The organism is Rhizobium sp. BG4, assembly GCF_016864575.1.
Classification (GTDB): Bacteria; Pseudomonadota; Alphaproteobacteria; order Rhizobiales; family Rhizobiaceae; genus Rhizobium.
The window spans coordinates 552,176-573,346 of the sequence record NZ_CP044125.1 but is presented as its reverse complement, the minus strand read 5'-3'; the positions used below and the strand labels follow the sequence as shown (position 1 = coordinate 573,346).

At 62.7% G+C, this 21,171-nt stretch carries 22 protein-coding genes and 1 pseudogene; 5 read left to right on the top strand and 18 right to left on the bottom strand.

The window, feature by feature from the left end:
* Nucleotides 1-73 precede the first annotated feature (73 nt).
* Both F2982_RS03065 and F2982_RS03060 read right to left on the bottom strand, forming a co-directional pair.
* On the bottom strand, nucleotides 74-511 hold the full coding sequence (locus F2982_RS03065) for a TIGR02301 family protein (RefSeq protein ID WP_130282856.1): 438 nt from the start codon (nucleotides 509-511) through the stop codon (nucleotides 74-76).
* Nucleotides 512-571: 60 nt separating this feature from the next.
* Nucleotides 572-988: an NUDIX domain-containing protein gene (locus F2982_RS03060; protein WP_203429191.1), complete on the bottom strand. Its 417-nt coding sequence runs from the start codon at nucleotides 986-988 to the stop codon at nucleotides 572-574.
* Nucleotides 989-1,088: 100 nt separating this feature from the next.
* Here F2982_RS03060 and F2982_RS03055 point away from each other — a divergent pair, with 100 nt between their 5' ends.
* The 3 genes from F2982_RS03055 to F2982_RS03045 are packed head-to-tail and all read left to right on the top strand — an operon-like array spanning nucleotide 1,089 to nucleotide 2,868.
* On the top strand, nucleotides 1,089-1,409 hold the full coding sequence (locus tag F2982_RS03055) for a YnfA family protein (RefSeq protein ID WP_112719564.1): 321 nt from the start codon (nucleotides 1,089-1,091) through the stop codon (nucleotides 1,407-1,409).
* A 42-nt stretch (nucleotides 1,410-1,451) separates the two neighbouring features.
* Nucleotides 1,452-2,213: an SOS response-associated peptidase gene (locus F2982_RS03050; protein WP_203429190.1), complete on the top strand. Its 762-nt coding sequence runs from the start codon at nucleotides 1,452-1,454 to the stop codon at nucleotides 2,211-2,213.
* Nucleotides 2,214-2,244: 31 nt separating this feature from the next.
* Nucleotides 2,245-2,868: a LysE/ArgO family amino acid transporter gene (locus F2982_RS03045; protein WP_130282850.1), complete on the top strand. Its 624-nt coding sequence runs from the start codon at nucleotides 2,245-2,247 to the stop codon at nucleotides 2,866-2,868.
* Here the strand turns inward: F2982_RS03045 and F2982_RS03040 are convergent.
* The 5 genes from F2982_RS03040 to F2982_RS03020 form a co-directional block, all read right to left on the bottom strand.
* Nucleotides 2,865-3,005 (bottom strand): hypothetical protein, encoded by a 141-nt coding sequence (locus F2982_RS03040; RefSeq protein ID WP_203429189.1) that lies wholly within the window; start codon nucleotides 3,003-3,005, stop codon nucleotides 2,865-2,867. The two genes, F2982_RS03045 and F2982_RS03040, sit on opposite strands and share 4 nt — an antisense overlap.
* A gap of 156 nt (nucleotides 3,006-3,161) precedes the next feature.
* A complete protein-coding gene (pssA, locus tag F2982_RS03035; RefSeq protein WP_112719561.1) occupies nucleotides 3,162-4,007 on the bottom strand; it encodes a CDP-diacylglycerol--serine O-phosphatidyltransferase in 846 nt (281 codons plus the stop codon).
* 18 nt (nucleotides 4,008-4,025) lie between these two features.
* Complete coding sequence (locus tag F2982_RS03030) at nucleotides 4,026-4,724, bottom strand: phosphatidylserine decarboxylase (RefSeq protein ID WP_112719560.1); 699 nt, start codon at nucleotides 4,722-4,724, stop codon at nucleotides 4,026-4,028.
* Between the two features lie 139 nt (nucleotides 4,725-4,863).
* On the bottom strand, nucleotides 4,864-6,738 hold the full coding sequence (locus F2982_RS03025; RefSeq protein ID WP_203429188.1) for an ABC transporter ATP-binding protein/permease: 1,875 nt from the start codon (nucleotides 6,736-6,738) through the stop codon (nucleotides 4,864-4,866).
* A gap of 209 nt (nucleotides 6,739-6,947) precedes the next feature.
* Nucleotides 6,948-9,020 carry a LysM peptidoglycan-binding domain-containing protein gene (locus tag F2982_RS03020; protein WP_203429187.1) on the bottom strand — a complete coding sequence of 691 codons (2,073 nt, stop codon included), beginning with the start codon at nucleotides 9,018-9,020 and terminating at the stop codon, nucleotides 6,948-6,950.
* 155 nt (nucleotides 9,021-9,175) lie between these two features.
* Between F2982_RS03020 and F2982_RS03015 the strand changes: the two are divergent.
* Nucleotides 9,176-9,798, top strand: a pseudogene (locus tag F2982_RS03015) (TIGR00730 family Rossman fold protein).
* A gap of 16 nt (nucleotides 9,799-9,814) precedes the next feature.
* Here F2982_RS03015 and rarD read toward each other — a convergent pair.
* The 7 genes from rarD to cysS form a co-directional block, all read right to left on the bottom strand.
* The gene (rarD, locus tag F2982_RS03010; protein ID WP_203429186.1) at nucleotides 9,815-10,729 is read right to left on the bottom strand and encodes an EamA family transporter RarD; all 915 of its coding nucleotides are present in this window, start codon (nucleotides 10,727-10,729) and stop codon (nucleotides 9,815-9,817) included.
* Between the two features lie 126 nt (nucleotides 10,730-10,855).
* Complete coding sequence (gene cimA / locus F2982_RS03005) at nucleotides 10,856-12,472, bottom strand: citramalate synthase (RefSeq protein ID WP_203429185.1); 1,617 nt, start codon at nucleotides 12,470-12,472, stop codon at nucleotides 10,856-10,858.
* Nucleotides 12,473-12,694: 222 nt separating this feature from the next.
* Nucleotides 12,695-13,651 (bottom strand): prolyl aminopeptidase, encoded by a 957-nt coding sequence (gene pip, locus F2982_RS03000; protein ID WP_203429184.1) that lies wholly within the window; start codon nucleotides 13,649-13,651, stop codon nucleotides 12,695-12,697.
* Entirely contained in the window at nucleotides 13,648-14,124 is a 477-nt protein-coding gene (locus tag F2982_RS02995; RefSeq protein WP_203429183.1) for a GFA family protein, read from the bottom strand. The genes pip and F2982_RS02995 overlap by 4 nt, the downstream gene beginning before the upstream one ends.
* A complete protein-coding gene (locus F2982_RS02990) occupies nucleotides 14,121-14,609 on the bottom strand; it encodes a GFA family protein (protein ID WP_203429182.1) in 489 nt (162 codons plus the stop codon). Before F2982_RS02990 ends, F2982_RS02995 begins: the two co-directional genes overlap by 4 nt.
* Nucleotides 14,606-15,082: a GFA family protein gene (locus F2982_RS02985; RefSeq protein ID WP_203429181.1), complete on the bottom strand. Its 477-nt coding sequence runs from the start codon at nucleotides 15,080-15,082 to the stop codon at nucleotides 14,606-14,608. Before F2982_RS02985 ends, F2982_RS02990 begins: the two co-directional genes overlap by 4 nt.
* 205 nt (nucleotides 15,083-15,287) lie before the next feature.
* Nucleotides 15,288-16,664, bottom strand: a complete 1,377-nt coding sequence (cysS, locus tag F2982_RS02980) for a cysteine--tRNA ligase (RefSeq protein ID WP_203429180.1) — start codon at nucleotides 16,662-16,664, stop codon at nucleotides 15,288-15,290.
* 424 nt (nucleotides 16,665-17,088) lie between these two features.
* Between cysS and F2982_RS02975 the strand changes: the two genes are divergently transcribed.
* Nucleotides 17,089-17,739 carry a GH25 family lysozyme gene (locus F2982_RS02975; protein ID WP_203430002.1) on the top strand — a complete coding sequence of 217 codons (651 nt, stop codon included), beginning with the start codon at nucleotides 17,089-17,091 and terminating at the stop codon, nucleotides 17,737-17,739.
* Here F2982_RS02975 and F2982_RS02970 read toward each other — a convergent pair.
* The 4 genes from F2982_RS02970 to purF all read right to left on the bottom strand — a co-directional run bounded on the left by F2982_RS02970 (nucleotide 17,736) and on the right by purF (nucleotide 21,007).
* Complete coding sequence (locus F2982_RS02970) at nucleotides 17,736-18,107, bottom strand: type II toxin-antitoxin system PemK/MazF family toxin (RefSeq protein WP_246777500.1); 372 nt, start codon at nucleotides 18,105-18,107, stop codon at nucleotides 17,736-17,738. The two genes, F2982_RS02975 and F2982_RS02970, sit on opposite strands and share 4 nt — an antisense overlap.
* Nucleotides 18,107-18,370: a PbsX family transcriptional regulator gene (locus F2982_RS02965; RefSeq protein ID WP_112719547.1), complete on the bottom strand. Its 264-nt coding sequence runs from the start codon at nucleotides 18,368-18,370 to the stop codon at nucleotides 18,107-18,109. Before F2982_RS02965 ends, F2982_RS02970 begins: the two co-directional genes overlap by 1 nt.
* Before the next feature lie 63 nt (nucleotides 18,371-18,433).
* The gene (locus tag F2982_RS02960; RefSeq protein ID WP_112719546.1) at nucleotides 18,434-19,174 is read right to left on the bottom strand and encodes an SDR family NAD(P)-dependent oxidoreductase; all 741 of its coding nucleotides are present in this window, start codon (nucleotides 19,172-19,174) and stop codon (nucleotides 18,434-18,436) included.
* A gap of 342 nt (nucleotides 19,175-19,516) precedes the next feature.
* Nucleotides 19,517-21,007 carry an amidophosphoribosyltransferase gene (purF, locus tag F2982_RS02955; RefSeq protein WP_203429179.1) on the bottom strand — a complete coding sequence of 497 codons (1,491 nt, stop codon included), beginning with the start codon at nucleotides 21,005-21,007 and terminating at the stop codon, nucleotides 19,517-19,519.
* Nucleotides 21,008-21,171 lie beyond the last annotated feature (164 nt).

The following is a 21,171-nucleotide window of genomic DNA, read 5'->3' as shown; positions in this document are numbered from 1 at the left end:
CTGCCTGGTTAACAACTCTATCAGCCTTTTCCCAAAACGACACGCGCGGGAGTGAAAACAGGTTAATTAAACGTCAATTTCCAAACCGCGAAGTAATTTCTGTGGCAAGTGTTGCACCTTCGTTACGGTAGCGCTCTTCTGCCACGATCGCCGATGCGGTGCAATCGGTATAGACGGATGCGAAGGCACGGTATCCACGGTTGAAAGCAGCGGTCAGCTTCTCTTTGCGCTGAGGCTCGTCTTTCGCTTCGGAATCAAGCAGTTGCTGCATGCTGTTGCGCCACTCGTCGCCGCCTGGCGCCTTGCAGAGCGTGCGCAGGTAATGCACCGAACCGATCACTTCCGCAAACCGCAAAAGCTTGTCGTCGTAGGGTACGGCCGCCGGTGGAGGCGGGGGTGCCTCGGGTGCCGCAGGCGCCGCCGCATTCTTGCCCTGTGCCCAGACGGGCGCGCTCATCGCTGCACCGGCGCACAAGAACAGGGACAAAACAACGCGTCGTACGGGAATCATGTGAACAGTTGATACGCAAGCCGTGTCGGGAACAAGGCGCGTGGCGGAGTTTCCACGCCGTTATTGTCGAAGCGCCAGCCGCTCGGCGCATTCGAGAACGGATTGCGGCACCGGCATCCGGCGGATCTCGTCCACGCTGTACCAGCCGAGATCGGCGGCATCATCGGCGGCTTCCGCAACGGCATCGGCATCCGCCTCGACGGTGAAGACCGACAGGAAGAAATGGCTGGTGACGCTGCCATCGGGCGCATGCGTCTTCAGATCGTAGACCGAAAAGAGTTGAGGGTTGCGAGCCACAATACCGGTCTCTTCCTGGAATTCCCGCAGCGCCGTCTCATCGGGCGTCTCGCCCTCTTCGGCGCGGCCGCCCGGAAAGGCATACATGTCGGCGGATGGCGGATTGCGGCGCAGCACCAGCAGATATTTGCCGTCGCGTTCGAGGATGGCGGAGGATGCTGCCTTGGCCGTCGAAGTCATTTCTGCCGTTTCCGTGGCTCTGCCGGTTGCGAATTGCGGGGCGATCGCCGAGCGTATCGATGAACCTGACTAACGCAGCATCGATTCGAAGAGAAGCCCGCTGACCTATCTGATCTATGCCTTTGCCGCGCTCTTCGAGATCGCCGGCTGCTTCGCCTTCTGGGCCTGGCTGAAGATGGGCAAGTCCGTCTGGTGGCTGGCGCCGGGCATGGTGTCGCTGGCGCTCTTCGCCTGGCTGCTGACCTTCGTGCCGAGCGAGGCTGCGGGGCGCACATTCGCCGCTTACGGTGGCATCTATATCGTCGCCTCGCTCCTCTGGCTGTGGCTCGTCGAAAACCGCATTCCCGACCGGTGGGACATCGGCGGCGCCGCGATCTGCCTTGCCGGAACAGCAATCATCCTCTTTGCGCCACGCAGTTGAGCCCACCCTTGACCGTTGCGCGGCAGGGTGCAAAGACAGGGCATGTGCGGACGCTACGCCCTGACGATATCTCCGGAAGAGCTGCAGGACCTGCTCGGGCTTTTTGAGCTCGAGGACTTTCCGGCGCGCTACAATATTGCGCCGACGCAGCCGATCCTCGTCGTCGTCTCCGGAGAAACGCCGGAGAAGGGCAGCAATCTTCCGGATCGCCGCGCCGTCCTGGTGCGCTGGGGCTTCACGCCTTCCTGGGTCAAGGATCCCAAGGAATTTCCGCTGCTGATCAATGCCCGGGCCGAAACGGCGATTGGCAAGGCGTCCTTCCGCGCCGCCATGCGCCACCGCCGCGTCTTGATCCCGGCAAGCGGTTTCTACGAATGGCACCGCCCGTCGAAGGAAAGCGGCGAGAAATCGCAGGCCTACTGGATCAAGCCGAAGCATGGCGGCATCGTTGCCTTTGCCGGGCTGATGGAGACATGGTCGTCGGCCGATGGCTCGGAAGTCGATACCGGCGCGATCCTGACGACGGCGGCCAATGCTGCGATCGCGCCGATCCACGACCGGATGCCCGTCGTCATCAAGCCCGAGGACTATACCCGCTGGCTCGACTGCAAGACGCAGGAGCCGCGCGAGGTTGCCGACCTGATGAGGCCTGTCGAGGAAGACTTCTTCGAAGCCATCCCTGTTTCCGACAAGGTCAACAAGGTGGCGAACATGGGCGAGGACCTGCAGACGCCCGTCGTTCTCGAAAAGCCCCCGAAGGCACCTGCCAAGAAGCCCGGCGACGGGCAGCTCAGCTTCTTCTGATTTCCAATCTTCTCATTCCCGGACCATCTTCATGATCTCGATTTCGGCTGCCCTTTCGGGCTTCTTCCTTGGCGCATCCCTGATTATCGCCATCGGCGCTCAGAATGCCTTCATTCTCCGCCAGGGCCTGCTGCGCTCGCATGTCTTCATTCTCTGCCTGATCTGCGCGCTGTCGGATGCGCTGCTGATCGCCGCCGGTGTGGGCGGTCTGGGTACGCTGGTATCGCAGTCTCCGGTGCTGATCTCGGTGGTGACGCTTGGCGGCGCCGTCTTCCTCGGCTCCTATGCCTTCATGGCCTTCCGCCGTGCCCTACATCCGGGCGCCATGCAGGCCGGGGCGCCGCAGGCGCTGGGATTGAAGGCGGCGGTCGCCACATGCCTCGCCTTCACCTTCCTCAATCCGCATGTCTATCTGGATACGGTGGTGCTGCTCGGCAGCCTGTCGGCGGCCTATCAGGGCGCAGATCGCCTCGCTTACGGCATCGGTGCTGCCGTTGCGTCATTCGTCTGGTTTTTCGGGCTGGGATATGGAGCGCGGCTGCTTCAGCCGGTCTTCGCGAAACCCGCCGCCTGGCGGGTTCTCGACGTCATCATCGGTGTCGTCATGAGCCTGCTGGCGATCAGCCTGCTCATCCGCTTTTTCGCGGCCGCTTAGGCGGGCTTCTTGATGAGGGCAGGCTTCTTCAGCATCAGTGCTGCTGCCAGCACGGCCTTCAGGCCGAGCGGGCGGTAGTGGGTGCTGAGGTCATGCTTGGCCGGCTGTTCCGTGGAGCCAGTCTTCTTCGAGGTCACGATACTCTCCTTACGTGTTCCCTGGACATGTTCTGATTTGCTCTTTTGTCGGCAATAGCGACAAAATAGAGGCATCGATTATCAGGAAGTGTGTAAGGCGAAAACTTTGCGCGAGGCTTGATGCGAAAAGCACGCATGAGTAGCGTGCTAATCAAATCAGATATGGCGGCCCATATCGTCTTCGCCGACGCCGGGTTCCTCGATCGTCAGCGTGCCGTATTTCTTCTTCCAGCGCCGAGCGCCGAAGGGCAGCGATATCAGATAGATGACTACGGTGAAGACCATGATCTCCCAGGTGTAGCTCATCAGCAGCGCGACATAGAGAACGACACCGAGCATCAGCGGCAGCACCAGATCGCGGCGCAGCTTGCTGCCCTCCTGCTTGCCCGACCAGACTGGCAGGCGGCTGATCAGCAGGAAGGCGATGAGAACGGTATAGGCGGACGACAGGAGCGCGAAGAGGCGGTCCGTCTCCAGGCCGAGGAAACCGAGATAGACGGGCGCCAGCACCAGCATGGCGCCGGCGGGCGCGGGCACGCCGACGAAATATTCCGACTGCCAGGGCGCCCGGTTCTCGCGCTCCGACATGACGTTGAAGCGGGCAAGGCGCAGGCCGGCGGCGATCGCATAGATCAGCGCCGCGATCCAGCCGATCGAGCGGGCCTGGTCGAGCGCATAGACATAGCCGACGAGGGCAGGGGCCACGCCGAAATTGACGATGTCGGCGAGCGAATCCATCTGCGCGCCGAATTTCGACGTCGCCTTCATCAGCCGCGCGATACGGCCGTCGATGCCGTCGAGGAAGGCGGCGAGCAGCACCATCATCACGGCAAGCTCGTAACGGCCCTCGAAGGCGAGGCGGATACCGGTCAGGCCGGCGCAGATGGCGAGAATGGTGATGAGATTGGGAACGACCAGCCGGAGCGGGATTTCACGCAGTCTCGGACCACGCGCCGAATCGTTCGGTCCGTTGGGCTCGAAAGGTGGGAAAGGCGTCTCCATCTGTCGCTCCTGATCGTCTTAGATGCGGCGGCTGATGACCGGACCCTTGGCGGAGGCGAATTCGGCAAGCACCGTCTCGCCGGCAATCGCCGTCTGGCCCAGTGCGACGCGGGGCGCAGCACCGGCAGGCAGGAAGACATCGAGGCGCGAACCGAAGCGGATCAGGCCGAAGCGTTCACCGGCATCGAGCGGCTCGTTGGTATTGGCCCAGCAGAGAATGCGCCGCGCAACCAGGCCGGCGATCTGCACGACACCGATATTGCCATGCGCGGTCTCGATGACGAGGCCGTTGCGCTCGTTGTCTTCGCTGGCCTTGTCGAGCTCGGCATTCACGAAGCTGCCGGAGCGGTAGTTGATGCTGACGATGCGGCCGCGCACCGGCGAACGGTTCACATGGCAGTTGAAGACGTTCATGAACACGGAGATGCGCAGCATCGGCTCGCTGCCAAGATTGAGCTCGGCCGGCGGCGTCACCATCTGGATCGACGAGACCTTGCCGTCTGCAGGCGAGATGACGAGATCGTCGTCCTGTGGCGTCATGCGCTCCGGATCACGGAAGAAATAGGCGCACCACAGCGTCAGGATCAGGCCGACCCAGAACAGCGGCTTGAACAGCCAGCCGAGCAGCAGCGACGCGACGAAGAAGGCGGCGACGAAAGGATAGCCTTCCTTATGGACCGGAACGATGGTGTTTCGAACGGTATCAAGCAGGCTCATATGCGCCGGTCTCCTCGGTTTTTTCGTTACCGCTGGTTATAGAAAAACTCCGGCCGGGGCAATGCCGTGGCCGCTGCGGCGGCCTTTGTGTCAAGGTTCTAAACAGCAAAACGGCAAATCGGCCGTTTTGTTCAGATGGTCAGGTGGCGGGCGCAAGGCGCGTGACAACGCCCATTTCGTCGCTCTCGCGCACCTGCTTCAGGTGTTCTTCGGCCGCGGTTGCCTCGCGCTGGCGGTTCCACATCGAGGCGTAGAGGCCGTTCTTGGCAAGCAGTTCGCCATGCGTGCCGCGCTCGGCGATCTCGCCGCTCTTCAGCACGATGATCTCGTCGGCGCCGATGACGGTCGACAGCCGGTGGGCGATGACCAGCGTGGTGCGGTTCTTCGACACGGCATCGAGAGCGGCCTGGATTTCGCCTTCCGTCGTGGTGTCGAGCGCCGATGTCGCCTCGTCGAGGATCAGGATCGGCGGCGCCTTCAGGATGGTACGGGCGATCGCCACGCGCTGCTTCTCGCCGCCCGAAAGCTTCAACCCGCGCTCGCCGACCTTGGTGTCGAAACCTTCCGGCAGCAGCTCGATGAAATGGGCGATCTGGGCGATCTCGGCGGCCGTCTTCACGTCTGCTTCGCTGGCCGACGGGCGGCCGTAGCGGATGTTGTAGGCGACCGTGTCGTTAAAGAGCACGGTATCCTGCGGCACCATACCGATCGCCGTTCGCAGGCTTTTCTGCGTCAGTCCGCGAATATCCTGGCCATCGACGGTGATCGCCCCGCTCTGGATATCGTAGAAGCGGTAGAGCAGGCGCGACAGCGTCGACTTGCCGGCCCCGGACGGGCCGACGACGGCGACGGTCTTGCCGGCGGGCACGTCGAAGGAGATGCCCTTCAGGATCGGGCGGGCCGGATCGTAGGAGAAATGCACGTCCCTGAAGCTGATGGCACCCTGGCCGATCGCCAGCGGCTTGGCGTCGGGCGCATCGGTGACCTCGGCCTTCACTTCCAGAAGATCGAACATCTGCTCGATATCGGTGAGGCCCTGGCGGATTTCGCGATAGACGAAGCCGATGAAGTTCAGCGGCACGGCAAGCTGCAGGAGCATTGAATTGACGAAGACGAAGTCGCCGACCGTCTGCTCGCCGCGCTGGACGGCTAGGCCGGAGAGAACCAGCATGATCGTCGTGCCGATGCCGAAGATGACGCCCTGGCCGAAGTTCAGCCATCCCAGAGAGGTCCAGACGTCGGTTGCCGCCTTCTCGTACTTCTCCATCGACTTGTCGAAGCGCTTGGCCTCCATCTCCTCGTTGCCGAAATATTTGACGGTTTCGAAGTTGAGGAGCGAATCGATCGCCTTGGTATTGGCGTCCGTGTCGCTGTCGTTCATCGAGCGGCGGATGGCGATGCGCCAGTCGCTGGCGCGGATCGTGAACCAGATATAGGCCCAGACGGTGAAGGCGGTGACGGCGAGATAGGAGAAGCCGTAGCCCCACCAGAAGATGAAGGCCGTCAGCAGGAATTCGATGACCGTCGGTACCGAGTTCAGGATCGTGAAGCGGACGATCGTTTCGATGCCCTTGGTGCCGCGCTCGATGATGCGCGACAGGCCGCCGGTCTTGCGCTCCAGATGGAAACGCAGCGACAGCTCGTGCATGTGCACGAAGGTCTTGTAGGCGAGCTTGCGCACCGCATACTGCCCGACGCTGGCAAACAGCGCGTCGCGCAGCTGGTTGAGCGCCAGCTGGATCAGGCGGGTCAGGTTATAGGCGATGATCAGCGCGATGGCGCCGGTCAGCAGCGGCGGAAGATTGGTGTGAAGATCGGTCTTGCCGTTCAGCGCATCGGTCGACCACTTGAAGAAGTAGGGGACGAGCAGCAGCACGAATTTCGAGACCAGCAGATAGACCGACGCCCAGACGACGCGCATCTTCAGGTCGGGCCGCTCGTTCGGCCACATATAGGGCCAGAGATTGAACAGCGTGCGCATCAGGTTGGAATCAGAGACCGTCTTGTTTGCCATGTCTATCTCCAAGCCCGGGGGCAGGGCTTTGATCGTTTTCGATAGCGGCAAATTGCAAAAGGCGGATCGGCTCTTTCGGAGCCTCCGCCAGACAGTCTCGCCGTTTCCCGGCACATAGGATTTGCAGCGCCCGAATGCAACGGCAAACCGCCAAAGCAAAAGGCCGGGCGAGAGGTTCGCCCGGCCTTTTCGTCATAATGACACAAAGCCTAGAGGTGTTCGCCGGCCTTCAGCTTGCGATGCAGCTCTTCCGAGTTCGGCAGCGCGTCCTTCGGAACGCCGAAGATCTGGCCCGGCAGGATGCGGTCCGGGTTTTTGATCTCGTCCTCGTTGGCCATGTAGATCGTCGTGTAACGGACACCGGCGCCATAGACGCGGCGCGAGATCTGCCAGAGCGTATCGCCACGGCGGATGATCACGGTGTTGTTGCTCGTCGTCAGCGGCGCCTGCTCGATCGTCTTCGGCTCGCTGCTGTTGCCCGATGCGACTTCGTTGGTCGCCGGTGCGGGTGCAGCCGGAGTGGCCGGTGCCTCGGGTGCAGCCGGAACGGTCGTCAGCTCGTCGATGATCGAGGCGAGCTTGTCGATCGCCGCACCAACGGACTTGGCATCACGCGGCAGCGCCTGCAGCGTCGTCAGCGCGCTTGCTGCCGACTGCGAGGACTTGGCAGCGGTTTCCTTGAACTCGGCGCGGGCATCCACCGACGGGCGGAATTCCGAGATCGAGCGCAGCGCAAACTCGGTCGCCGAACGGGCGGCGGCGAGCTGCTCGTTGCCGGGAAGCTGGCCATTGACGAACAGGCCCTTCAGCAGAGCGAAAGCCTTGCCGGCATCCGTCTTCAGCTTGGCGAGTTCGCCTTCTTCAAGCGGCACCATCGAGGGCGTTGCCGCGGCCGGCGCAGCACTCGGCGCAGAGGTCTGTGCAGCGACGGTAACCTGATCGCCTTCCGGACGGTTGAAGTTGACGGCGGCGCGCACGAGAACCTTGCCGGCGCCATCGACGACATCGACGCGGATCTTGTGGTCGCCGACGGCCAGATCCATGGCGCCGTCGATGACGAAATGGCCGTCGCCACCGGCGCGTGCCTTGCCGATCAGCTTGTCGTCGGCATAGGCGAGCACGTTGGCATTGGCCTTGGCCGTACCGGCAACGAAGATCTTGTTGCCTTCGATTTCGACGGCATTGACCATGACTTCAGCCGGAGCGGCGGGAACGGCCGGTGCGGTGTTGGCGATATCGGTGGAAGCTGCGGGCAGGGCGGGCGTCGCACCGTTCGCGGCAGGCGTAGCCGCAGCGGTCTGCTGCTCGGCCTTCGGAGCGGTGATGATGCGGCTTGCTTCACCCGGCTTGGAAACCATGGCGAGGAGCTCGGCACCGCTGCCGTCCTTCGGCACGGAAACGGTCGCGACTTCTTCCGACGTCTGAACCTTGCCGTCCTTGCCGGTCACTTTCAGCACCAGCTGGTGATCGCCGGGGCCGAGCGGATTGTCGAGCACGGCTGCAAAGTCGCCGGAGGGGCCGACATCGGTCGTGGTGACGACCTTGTCACCATCGACGACTTCGAGCTTGCCGTTCGGCTCGGCCGAGCCGGCAATGACGGTGGAGCCATCGGGTTCGACGCGCAGAACGTCAAAGGCCGGGATCTTCGGACCGGCATTCGCCTGATCGGCGGCGGGCGCCGTTGCGGCCGGTGCGTTGGCATCGGCTGCTGCCGGCGCCTGGGCCGTCGTGTCAGCCTGCGGCTGGGGAGCCGTGCCGGGCTGAGCTGCCGGTGCGCCGGTCAGTTCGGATTCTGCCTTGAGGAGCGCGGCCAGCGCATCGGCGGCATTTTCAGGAAGCGCCTGGATGGTGGCGAGCGCCTTCGAAGCGCCGTCCTTGGCCTTGGTGATGATCGCGGCGGTCGCCGGGTCGATGCCGTCAGGCGCTGCAAAATCGGCAATCGCCTGCAGCGCGCCGGTCGCCTTCGTCTTGGCAGCCGCAAGCGCATCTGCAGCCGGGGTCTTGCCGTCGGCGAAGAGCGCCTTAAGTTTGGTGAGAGACTGTCCGGCGTCAGCCGTCAGGCGGCCGACCTTCTCTGTGGTGGCGGCAGCATCGGCAACGGCGTTGCGGGCGGTCTTGCCTGCTTCTTCGACCGTATTTTTGACTTCGTTGCTTGCCTGGTTGATCGCATCGCCGACCTTGGACGCGTCTCCGCCGATCCGGGGCATGACCACGAAGACCATAAGAAGGATTGCAATTGCAAGCACTGCGAGGGCCAGCAAGCCGGCGCGGTTTCTCATCATTCATTCTCCCCAGGCGGCAAATGTGCCGTAGTATCAGAAATTGCTAGCGATTCCCGTCGCTCTTCACAAGCATCCAAGGCGATCACCTACGCTTAAGACGTAGGTTTTGCCTCATTTTTCTTGACTGCCCAGCCCCGGAATAGTTGTTTGGCCCCATGACTGATCAATCGCACTCGATAAAATCCATCTGCGTCTACTGCGGCTCCAGGCCGGGACGCGACGCTGCATACATGACTGCCGGCCGCACGCTCGGCAAGGAAATTGCCGAATATGGGTTAAGGCTCATCTACGGTGGTGGCACGAAAGGCATCATGGGGCGGTTGCCAGCGGTGTGCTTTCGGCGGGCGGCCAGGTCACCGGCATCATCCCGGAATTCCTGATCGACATGGAAGCGACGCGCCATTCGCTCGGCCAGCTCAACGAACTGATTGTAACGCCTGACATGCATGCGCGCAAACACATGATGTTCGAGCGTTCGGACGCTTTCGTGGCGCTGCCGGGCGGCATCGGCACGCTGGAAGAGATCGTCGAGATCATGACCTGGGCACAGCTCGCCCGCCACGAAAAACCGATGGTCTTCGCCAATATCAACGGCTTCTGGGATCCGATGATGGAGCTGATGAAGCACATGACGGAAGAAGGCTTCATCCACACCGCCCATCGCGTCCAGCCGCTCGTCATCGACGACGTCTCCGGCATCATTCCGGCGATCATGGCGCAGGCAGCCGAAATCGCCGCCGATCGCGGCGGCGAGGACGAGGTTCTCTCCAAAATGTAAGACGTTAGGCGGGCGCTCAGCGCCCGCGCGTCGCCTTCAGCATCGACAGCGTATAGAGCACCAGACCTGCCCAGATGAGCGGGAAAGCGATCATGCGCGCGGTGCCGAGCGGCTCGTGGAAGGCGAAGATGGCAATCAGGAAGATCATCGTCGGCGCGATATACTGCATGATGCCGATGGTCGAGAGCTTCAGGAGCTTGGCGCCATTGGCATAGATCATCAGCGGCAGGGCGGTGACGAGGCCGCAGCCGAGCAGGAGGGCGGTATCGCTCCAGCCGGTCTCAATGAAATGGCCTTCGCCGGTGACGAGTTCCAGGTAGAGGATGTAGAGGATCGCGGGAATGCTGAGGATCAGCACCTCGAGCAGGAAGCCCTGGTTCGGTCCGAGCGGCAGCGTCTTGCGGAAGAAGGCGTAGAAGGCCCAGCTGAAGGCGAGCGTCAGCGCAATCCACGGCATGCCGCCGCCATCGACGATCAGCACCACCACCGCAATTGCCGCCAGCCCGATCGCTGCCATCTGCATCGGCCGCAGCTTTTCCTTGAGCAGTACCGAACCCATGAAGATGCTGATCAGCGGATTGATGAAATAGCCGATCGCCGCATCGAGCGAATGCCCGGCGCCGATCGCCCAGACATAGGTGCCCCAGTTGACGGTGATCAGCGCTGCCGTCAGCGTCGCCATGGCGATCATCCGCGGCGAACGCAGCGCATCGCGGATTTCCTGCGTGCGACCGAGCACCAGAAGCACGAGCCCCGCGATCGGAACCGACCAGAGAACACGGTGCGCGATAACCTCTGCCGGCGAGATATGCGACAGCGCCTTCATGTAGATCGGCAGGAAGCCCCACAAGAGATAGGCAGTCAGCGCGAAGGCAAATCCTCGCGGACTATCCTCGTTCTTGATGATCGGCGCGGTCGCATCGACGGACATGGGGGCGTTTCCATATTTTATTGTTATGGAGCCCGCTCTAACCTAACCGACGTGAATAGGCCAATTCATTTCCGTGAATGGATGTGAAGGACTTTTGATTTGCCAGATGTGGAATTCCACATCCGCTCACTCCGCCGCGATCTTCCCCGCCAGCTGCCGGTTCTTCATCAGCTTGTAGATAACCGAATCCATCAGCGCCTGGAACGAGGCGTCGATGATATTTTCGGAAACCCCGACCGTCCACCAGCGCACGCCGCTGGAATCGATCGATTCGATCAGGACGCGGGTGATGGCCTCGGTGCCGCCGTTGAGGATACGCACCTTGAAGTCGGCAAGCACGAGGTCGTCGATCTCGTGCTGGTATTTGCCGAAATCCTTGCGCAGCGCGAGGTCGAGCGCGTTGACCGGGCCTTCTGCCTCGGCGACCGACATCAGCGTCTGGCCGTCGATGGTGATCTTCACCACCGCTTCCGAAACGATCTTGACGCGGCCGAGACTGTCGAACCGGCGCTCGATCATCACGCGGAAACCGTCGATGCCGAAGAATTCCGGGATGGTGCCGAGCGTGCGGCGGGCGAGCAGCTCGAAGCTCGCATCGGCGCCCTCATAGGCATAGCCGGACGCCTCGCGCTCCTTGACGATGGAGATCAAGAGGTCGAGCTTCGGATCATCCTTGCCGACCTCGATGCCGCGGCGCTTCAGGGCATTGATGAAATTCGCCTTGCCGCCCTGGTCGGAGACCATGATCTTGCGGAAATTGCCCACACTTTCGGGCTTCACATGCTCGTAGGTGCGCGGATCCTTGAGCAATGCCGAGGCATGGATGCCGGCCTTGGTGGCAAAAGCGGAGGCGCCGACATAGGGCATCTGGTGATCGGGCGAGCGGTTCAAGAGCTCGTCGAAGGCATGCGACAGGCGCGTCAGATTGATGAGCCGATCCTCGTCGATCGACGTCTCGAAACGGGTCGAATAGGCATCCTTCAGCGCCAGCGTCGGGATCAGCGTCACCAGATTGGCATTGCCGCAGCGTTCGCCGATGCCGTTCAGCGTACCCTGGATCTGCCGCACGCCGGCCTCGACGGCGGCGAGCGAGTTGGCGACCGCCTGGCCAGTGTCGTTATGGGCATGGATGCCGAGACAGTCTCCGGGAACGCCGGCTGAAATCAGCGCCTCGACGATCGCCCGGATCTCCGGCGGCTGCGTGCCGCCATTGGTGTCGCAGAGCACCACCCAGCGCGCGCCGGCATCATAGGCGGCCTTGGCGCAGGCGGTGGCATATTCCGGATTGGCCTTATAGCCGTCGAAGAAATGCTCGCAATCGACCATCGCCTCCTTGCCGGCAGCAACCGCGGCCTTGACGCTTTCGGAGATGGATTCGAGGTTTTCCTCGTTGGTGCAGCCGAGGGCCACCTTCACATGGTAGTCCCAGCTCTTGGCGACGAAACAGATCGCATCGCTCTTGGCCTGCAGCAGCGTGGCGAGGCCCGGATCGTTGGAAGTCGAGATCCCCGGCCGCTTGGTCATGCCGAAGGCGACGAAGCGGGCGGCCGTCGTGCGCTTCTCGCTGAAGAAGGCGGTATCGGTCGGGTTGGCGCCGGGATAGCCGCCCTCGACATAATCGAGACCGAAATCATCCAGCATCGCCGCAATCGCAATCTTGTCCTCGACCGAAAAATCGATCCCGGGCGTCTGCTGCCCGTCCCGGAGCGTCGTGTCGAAGAGGTAGATGCGTTCTCTGGTCATTGCGATGCCTCCAAGGCGGTCACTGCTTCATGCGTTGTGTTCGGGGAGGCGCACCCCCCTCTGCCCTGCCGGGCATCTCCCCCACAAGGGGGGAGATCAACTTGCGGCTCGCATCTCCCGAAACAATTCAGGTTGGAGCGAGCGGCTGCGCCCAGCGGATCTCCCCACCTGTGGGGGAGATGCCCGGCAGGGCAGAGGGGGGCCGGCACCCACTGGGCCAGCCTATTTCCCCGCAAACTTGTCCGTCGCCCGGATCAGTTGATCCAGAATCCCCGGCTCCGAAAACGCATGGCCCGCGCCCTCGATCAGATGAAACTCCGCCTTCGGCCAGGCCTTGTGCAGCTGCCAGGCGTATTTGGCGGGGCAGGGCATGTCGTAGCGGCCGTGGACGATGACGCCGGGGATGTCCTTCAGCTTGTGCGCGTCGCGCAGCAGCTGTCCCTCGTCCATCCAGCCGGCATTGACGAAGAAGTGGTTCTCGATGCGGGCGAATGCATAGGCAAACTCGGCTTCCTCGAACTTGCCGCTGGTGGATTTCTCCGGCAAGAGCGTGATTGTCTCGCCTTCCCAGATGCTCCAGGCGTGTGCGGCTTCAAGCGCCACCGCCCGGTCGGAGCCGGTGAGGCGGCGGTTATAGGCGTGCATCATCTCGTGGCGCTCCTCGGGCGGGATCGGCGCGGTGAAACGCTCCCATTTTTCCGGGAACATCTCGGAGACGCCGAACTGATAGTACCAGTCGAGCTCGGCCTTGGTCAGCGTGTAGATGCCGCGCACGATGAGTTCGGAGACCCGTTCCGGGTGCTTCTCGGCATAGGCGAGCGCCAGTGTCGAGCCCCAGGAGCCGCCGAAGACCTGCCATTTCTCGACGCCCGCCATTTCGCGCAGCCGCTCGATGTCAGCCACCAGATCCCAAGTCGTGTTGGCCTCGAGATTGGCATGCGGCGTGGACTTTCCGCAGCCGCGCTGGTCGAACAGCATGACGTCATAGAGCCTGGGATCGAAGAGCCGGCGATGAACGGGCGAGAAACCGCCGCCCGGGCCGCCATGCAGGAAGACGGCCGGCTTGGCGCCCGGCGTGCCCGAGCGCTCCCAATAGATCTTGTGGCCGTCGCCGACATCGAGATGGCCGGAGGCATAGGCCTCGATTTCGGGATAGAGCGTACGCAACACTTCGGTCATGCCTTGAAGCCTTTCGCGGGCCATGTTTCGGTATCGTGATCGGGATGCTGGAAGGAGATGATCGCTTCCTGGCGCGAATAGAAATCCGGGTCGGTATGCACAGGGGCGTCGAAGATCTTCTCGACCCAGGGCAGGCGCGCCTCATGGTTCACCTGGATCTGCGGCTGCAGGTCGCTGCGCTCGTCGAAGGTGCCGATCGCCAGCTCCAGTCCGCCGGGATGCCGGTAGGTCATCGGCGTGCCGCAATTGCTGCAGAAGCCGCGGTCGATATTGATCGACGACTGGAAATAGCTGAGCTCGCCGCGCGTCCATTCCATGCCGTCCTCTGGGGCCGTCACCAGCGCCGAGAAGAAGCCGCCGAACTGCTTCTGGCACATCCGGCAATGGCAGATCGACGGGCGGCCGATCTTTCCCGAGATGCGGAAGCGGATCGCGCCGCACTGGCAGCCGCCTGTTCGAATGGGTTCACTCATCTTGCTGCTCCATGGGGCCACTGAATGGTATCGTGATCGGGATGCTGGTGGTTGCTCGATGCGATCGTGTCTTCGCGCTCGCTGCTTTCGGGTTCCGGCTCGACGGGCAGGGCGTCGAGATCATCGAACCAGCGCATGCGGGTGCCCATGTTCGACTGCGCCACCGGCTCGACGGACTGCGGATCGTCTAGCGAGCCGAGCGTGATATTGATGAAATCGGCTTCCGGGATATCGTAAAAGAGCGGCGTGCCGCATTCGGCGCAGAAGCCGCGTCGCACGAGATCTGAAGAGCTGAACCATTTCGGCTCGCCGCGCGTCAGCGTAAAATCAGCGCGCAAGACACCGGCAAGCGGCAGGAAATAATTGCCTGCCGCCTTCTGGCACATGCGGCAATGGCAGAGATGCGGATAGCCGAGCTCGCCCGAGGCCCGGTAACGCACCGCGCCGCATTGGCAACCGCCGCTTCTATCCGCGCTTGCGCTCACGCCTTCTCCTCCGGCGGCCAGGCCGCGGTGTCGTGATCGGGGTGCTGGTAGGAGACGATGTCGTTGATGAACTCGGCCGCCTCGACATCATCCTCGGTTCGGATGCCCGGCAGCGTATGCAGCCGGTCGGTAAAGGGCAGCTTCGCCTCGATGCCATACTGGATCGTCGGCGGCAGCGCCGCGGGATCGTCGAAGGCGCCAGCGGCAATCGCCAGCCCATCCGGCGCCTCATAGGTCAGCGGCGTACCGCAATCGCCACAGAAGCCGCGGAAGGCGAAGTTCGAGGACTTGAAACGCTTGCGCTCGCCGCGCGTCCACGCGAGTTCCGCACCGCGGACGGACACCAGCGGCGCGTAGTACCCTCCAGACGCCTTCTGGCACATCCGGCAATGACAGATCGACGAATGCGTCAGCTCGCCCTCCACCCGGAAGCGAACGGCACCGCACTGGCATCCGCCGGTGTAAACAGTCATTGGACCTTCCTCCGTGATCCCGGGTCTTGGAGAAAGACCCCTCCCAACCCTCCCCACAAGGGGGAGGGCTTACCCGTGGCACCGCTTGCCGACACTGTCGACGCGTCGGCGCAAACTGCAAGGTCCAAAGCAGGCAAGGCGGCCGCTGAGCCCCTCCCCCTTGTGGGGAGGGGTTGGGGAGGGGACTTGGTCAAGACCCGTAGGCTCACCGCTTCAACTCCCAGGTCGTCACGCGTTCTCCGGTCGCCGCATCCTTGCCGTCCTTCAGCTGCACGCCTTCCGCCAACAGCTCATCACGCAGCTTGTCCGCCTCGGCAAAGTTCTTCGCCTTCAGCAATTCAAGCCGCGCCGCAACACGACGGTCGATCTCGATCGCGACGGCTTCATCGACCTCCGTCTTCTCCGGCAGCACACCGAGCAGCGCAGCACTCGCCGCAAACACCGCAGCATCACCGGACTGCGCCAGCGCATGCAGCGCCTGCACCGCGGCGACCGTGTTGAGGTCGTCTGCCAGTGCCGCAAGCACCGCGGCGTCCGGTGCCGCATCGCCGGCATCGGCTGCCGGCCACTTGGCGAGCAGGCGCTCGGCTTCTTCCAGCCGCTTGATCGAGAAATCGATCGGCTCGCGGTAATGCGTCATCAGCATCGCCACGCGCAACACTTCGCCCGGCCACTTCCGGCCGCCGAATTTCTCCGTGTGCAGCAACTCGTAGATGGTGACGAAATTGCCTTCGGACTTCGACATCTTGCGGCCTTCGACCTGCAGGAAGCCGTTATGCATCCAGACATTCGCCATCACCTCCGTGCCGTGAGCGCAGCGCGACTGGGCGATCTCGTTTTCGTGGTGCGGGAAGATCAGGTCCAGCCCGCCGCCGTGAATGTCGAAGACCTCGCCGACATAGCGCTGGCTCATCGCCGAGCACTCGATATGCCAGCCCGGACGGCCGCGGCCCCAGGGGCTCTCCCAGCCGGGTTCGCTCTCGGAAGACAGCTTCCAGAGCACGAAATCGCCAGGATTCTTCTTGTGGGCATCGACGGCGATGCGCGCGCCCGCCTGCTGTTCGTCGAGGTTGCGCTTCGAGAGCTGGCCGTAATCGGCCATCGAGCGCGTGTCGAACAGCACTTCGCCTTCGGCCTGATAGGCATGGCGGTTATCGAGCAGCTTTTCGATGATCTCGATCATCCCGGCAATGTTCTCGGTCGCCCGCGGCTGGTGCGTCGGCTCCAGGCAGCCGAGCGACTTGGCGTCGTCGAGAAACTGCGTCTCGGTCTTCTCGGTGACGCGGCGGATCGCCTCGTTCAGCGGCAGCCCGGGATAGTCGCGAAGCGCCCGGGCGTTGATCTTGTCATCGACGTCGGTGATGTTGCGCGCATAGGTGACCTTGTCTGCGCCATAGACATGGCGAAGCAGCCGGAACAGCACGTCGAAGACGATGACCGGGCGGGCATTGCCGATATGGGCGAAATCGTAAACGGTCGGGCCGCAGACATACATGCGGACATTGTCGCGATCGATCGGTTCGAAGGCCGTCTTTTCGCGCGTCAGCGTGTTGTAAAGCTTGAGTTCAGCCGGGCCGGCCATGTCCTGTTCTCCCAATGCAATGATCCGAAAAATACTGCCACCGGCGGGCCGGGGCGTTTCTCATCTTTGCGTATTTGGGAGACGAAAACGGCCAGGCCAGCGAGCGCGCTAGCGAATAATCTTCCGGCAGTTAATGCAGATAACCGTTTTCATGGCGCGTTTTATGGCGCGGGAACGGCCATCGGTCAAGTGGGGGTGAGGCCCGATGCGGCAAAGCCGCAGCAATCGATCCAGCGAATCGATTGCAGGGCCGAACGCCCGAAGCGAAAGCGAAGGGCCGGGCGTCAAAGTTACGGTATTTCCATGCTATCACCACAGCCGAAACAGATGAGATAACCCCGTGCGCCGCGTCTTCCTCCTGTTCATCACCGCGATCATCCTGACGGCTGTCGCCTGCGGCGCCTATCTGGCATACGATCGCGCCATGACGCCGTTCTCTCCGCCATCCCTCGCAGATTATCCGATCCAGGGCATAGACATCAGCCATCACCAGGGCGACATCGATTGGGGGGGCCTGAAGGATCAACCGAACATCCGCTTCGCCATCATGAAGGCGACCGAGGGCGGTGATCACCGCGACCGGAAATTCGCCGAGAACTGGCAGGCAGCAAAGCAGGCCGGGATCGTCCGCGGCGCCTATCACTTCTTCACCTTCTGCCGCCCCGGCGCCGAGCAGGCCGATAACGTCATCGCCACCATCCCCGCCGAAGCCGACGCCCTGCCTCTGGCGCTCGACCTCGAATTCACCGGCAATTGCGGCAAGGTGCCGACGCTGGACGAACTCAGCGCCGAAATCGCAGCCTTCTATGCCCGGCTGAACGGCCGCTATCCCGGCGAGCCGGTCTTCTACATGAACGAGAGCTTCTTCGAGCAGTATTTCAAGGGCAACGAAACCCGCTTCCCGCCGCATCTCCTGTGGATCCGCAACATCGGTCAGCAGCCGGACTGCCAGAATTGGTCGCTCTGGCAATTCGCCGACGACGGCAAGGTGGAGGGGATCAAGGGTGCGGTCGATCTCAACGCGCTCTGCCCGGGAAGCGCGCTCGAGCCGTATTTCGTGCGGCCGGTGAGCTAGCCTTCCGGCGCCGGATCGATGGCGCTGACCACGCGCGCGACGATTTCGCTCATCGTCGCCTCGTCGAGCGTTTCGATATATTGGGCGGTCTTCTGCTGGATGCGCGCGGCAATGTCGAAGCTGCGGACCTGATTGCAGACGGCAACGCCCGTCGTGTCATGCCCGGAAATCGCAACGGCCAGGCCGACATCACGGGTGAAGGCGCCGCCGTTGGTGATCGGCACGGTCATGCTCACGCCGAGAGCATTGATTTCGCGCGGCGTGATGACGACGAAACGGTGCCGGTTCTTCATCTCGCGCCCGGCGACAGGGTGCGGATCGATCCAATAGACGTCGCCGCGCTTCGGAACGTTGCTGCGGACCATCATCAGATTTCGCGGCCCACCGGATCGCCATCCTGCGCATCGGCGACTTCAGCGTTGAGCGCGCGAATTTCGTCGGCTCCCTCCAGCAATTCGCTGAGCGAGTACCGCTTCTTTGCAGGGCGTGTCGCCCGGCCGATCAATTCGCCATTGGCGACATCGAGCGAAAGCTGATCGCCGACCTCGACCTGCATCATTTTCAGAACGGCAGGCGGCAGCGTGACGATCGCAGCTCCGCCCTGGCGTCTGATCTTGGTGGTGATGGACATTGTTGCGCTCCCGAGAGTGCTACATATGTAGCACAATTCGAGGAGCCATCAAGGGAAGCTAGTTCACGCCGGCAGGTGGTAATCCACCAGCTTGTTTTCGCGCACGATGAAGAGCTTGCCGGTTTCGGTGACGCCGGGGCCGAGGAGGGGGAGGATCGCCTTGGCGACTTCGGAGGGATGCGGTAGCGATGCCGGGTCTTCGCCGGGAACGGCCTGGGCGCGCATTGCGGTGCGGGTGGCGCCCGGATCGACGCTGGTGATGCGCAGCGGCGTCGACTGGCTTTCACCGGCCCAGGTGCGGGCGAGCGCTTCGACGGCGGCCTTGGAGGCGGAGTAGGGACCCCAGAACGGACGACACTTGTGCGCGGCAGCCGACGAGAGGATGACGGCGCGGCCGGCTTCGGCGCGGGTCAGGAGCGGATCGACCGAGCGGATCAACCGCCAGGTGGCGTTGACATTGATGTTCATCACCTTCTCGAAGGTCTTCGCCTCGACATGGCCGATCGGCGAGATGACGCCGAGCACGCCGGCATTGGCGACGAGAATGTCGAGCTTGCCCCAGCGTTCGAAGATCGAGCCGCCGAGACGGTCGATGGCTTCCATGTCGGCGAGATCGAAGGGAACCAGCGTGGCGCTGCCGCCGACCGCCTTGATCGCGTCGTCGAGGTCTTCGAGACCGCCGACGGTGCGGGCGCAGGCGATGACGTGCGCGCCGGCCTTTGCGAGTTCGAGCGCGGTGAAATAGCCGATGCCGCGGGAAGCGCCGGTCACGAGCGCGATCTTGCCTTCAAGATTGATGTTCATACTGCCGTCCTGATGCCGCGCGGGGCTGGTCTTTGAGTTCTTTGTGGGAACGATTGAATGGTCGCTTTTGGCGAGCCGCCAACCTCGCCTCCCTCATCCCTGTGCTTGTCACAGGGATCCAGCGCGCGCAAGTCTTTGCGCGCAGGAGAGTCTTTCGTGTTGAAAGAGGGAGAGGCCTGCATCTGCGGCCCCCTCATCCGCCCTTCGGGCACCTTCTCCCCGAGGGGAGAAGGCATGACTGCGGTACCCGCTTACGCCAACATCCCCTCTCCCTTGGGGGAGAGGGTAGGGTGAGGGGACTCCGGGTGATAACGTCCCGGCTAATGCCCCAAAGGGCAAGCCTTACCCGTTCGTCGCCAGCAGCGAGACCTTGCGGCCCATTTTCTCGCCGTCCTTGTCGAGGAGGCGGGTCGGGTAGTCGCCGGTGAAATAGTGGTCGGTGAACTGCGGGCGGGCGTCGTTGCGGTCTTCGCCGCCGACGGCGCGGTAGAGGCCGTTGATCGACAAAAATTCCAGCGAATCCGCGCCGATATATTTGCACATCGCTTCCAGGCTTTCGTACTGGTTGGCGAGCAGCTTTTCGCGATCAGGCGTGTCGATGCCGTAGAAATCAGGATAGTAGATCATCGGGCTGGCGACGCGCAGGTGCACTTCCTTGGCGCCGGCATCGCGGATCATCTGCACGATCTTCAGCGATGTGGTGCCGCGCACGACGGAATCGTCGACCAGCACGACGCGCTTGCCTTCGATCATCGCCCGGTTGGCCGAATGCTTGAGCTTCACGCCGAAGGCACGGATCTGCTGCGTCGGCTCGATGAAGGTACGGCCGACATAATGGTTACGGATGATGCCGTATTCGAACGGGATGCCGCTTTCCTGCGCGTAGCCGAGCGCAGCCGGCGTGCCGCCATCGGGAACAGGAACGACGACGTCGGCTTCGACGGGCGCTTCCTTGGCAAGGTTGATGCCCATGTTCTTGCGGGCAACGTAGACGCTGCGGCCGCCGACGACGGAATCAGGACGGGCGAAATAGACATATTCGAACAGGCAGAGGCGTTCCGACTGGCCATTGCCGGCCTTGCGCGCGTCGATGGTGATCGAGCCGTCGGACTGGATTTCGCAGATGATGACTTCGCCATTCTCGACGTCGCGGATGAACTTGGCGCCGATGATGTCGAGCGCGCAGGTTTCGGATGCGAAGATCGGCTTGCCGTCGAGTTCACCCATAACCAGCGGACGGATGCCGGTGGGGTCGCGGGCGGCGATCAGCTTGGTGCGGGTGATCGCGACCATCGAGTAGCCGCCTTCCATCTGGCGGATGGCGTCGATGAAGCGGTCGGCGGTCGAGGCGTAGCGCGAGCGGGCGATCAGGTGGAGGACGACTTCCGTGTCCGACGTCGACTGACAGATGGCGCCACCGGCGATCAGCTGGCGGCGAAGGGTCAGGCCGTTGGTGAAGTTGCCGTTGTGGGCGATGGCGATGCCGCCGACTTCGAGTTCGGCAAACAGCGGCTGAACGTTGCGCAGCGCCACTTCGCCCGTCGTCGAATAGCGGTTGTGACCGATCGAGATATTGCCGGGCAGGCGGGCCAGCGTCGTCGGGTTGGTATAGTGGTCGCCGACCAGGCCCATATGGCGCTCGGAATGGAACCGCGATCCGTCGAAGGAGACGATACCGGCGGCTTCCTGGCCGCGGTGCTGCAGGGCGTGAAGCCCGAGCGCCGTCAGCGTTGCCGCATCGTCATGGCCGAGAATACCAAAGACGCCGCACTCTTCATGGAGCGTATCCCCATCGAGTTCGTCATTGAGCGTCAGGGAATAGGACTGGTTCATCGATGCGGGCCTTTGCTCTCACAAGAATGGATCGGCTTTCCATAGCATGACGCCGTCATCATGCGTTTTAAACGGCTGAGGCCCGGCAGAGCGGATGCCCGGCCGGACCTTTACTGTACGTCCCGCTCAAATGGCAATTGCCATCGTGCAGGTCAAGCTGTTGA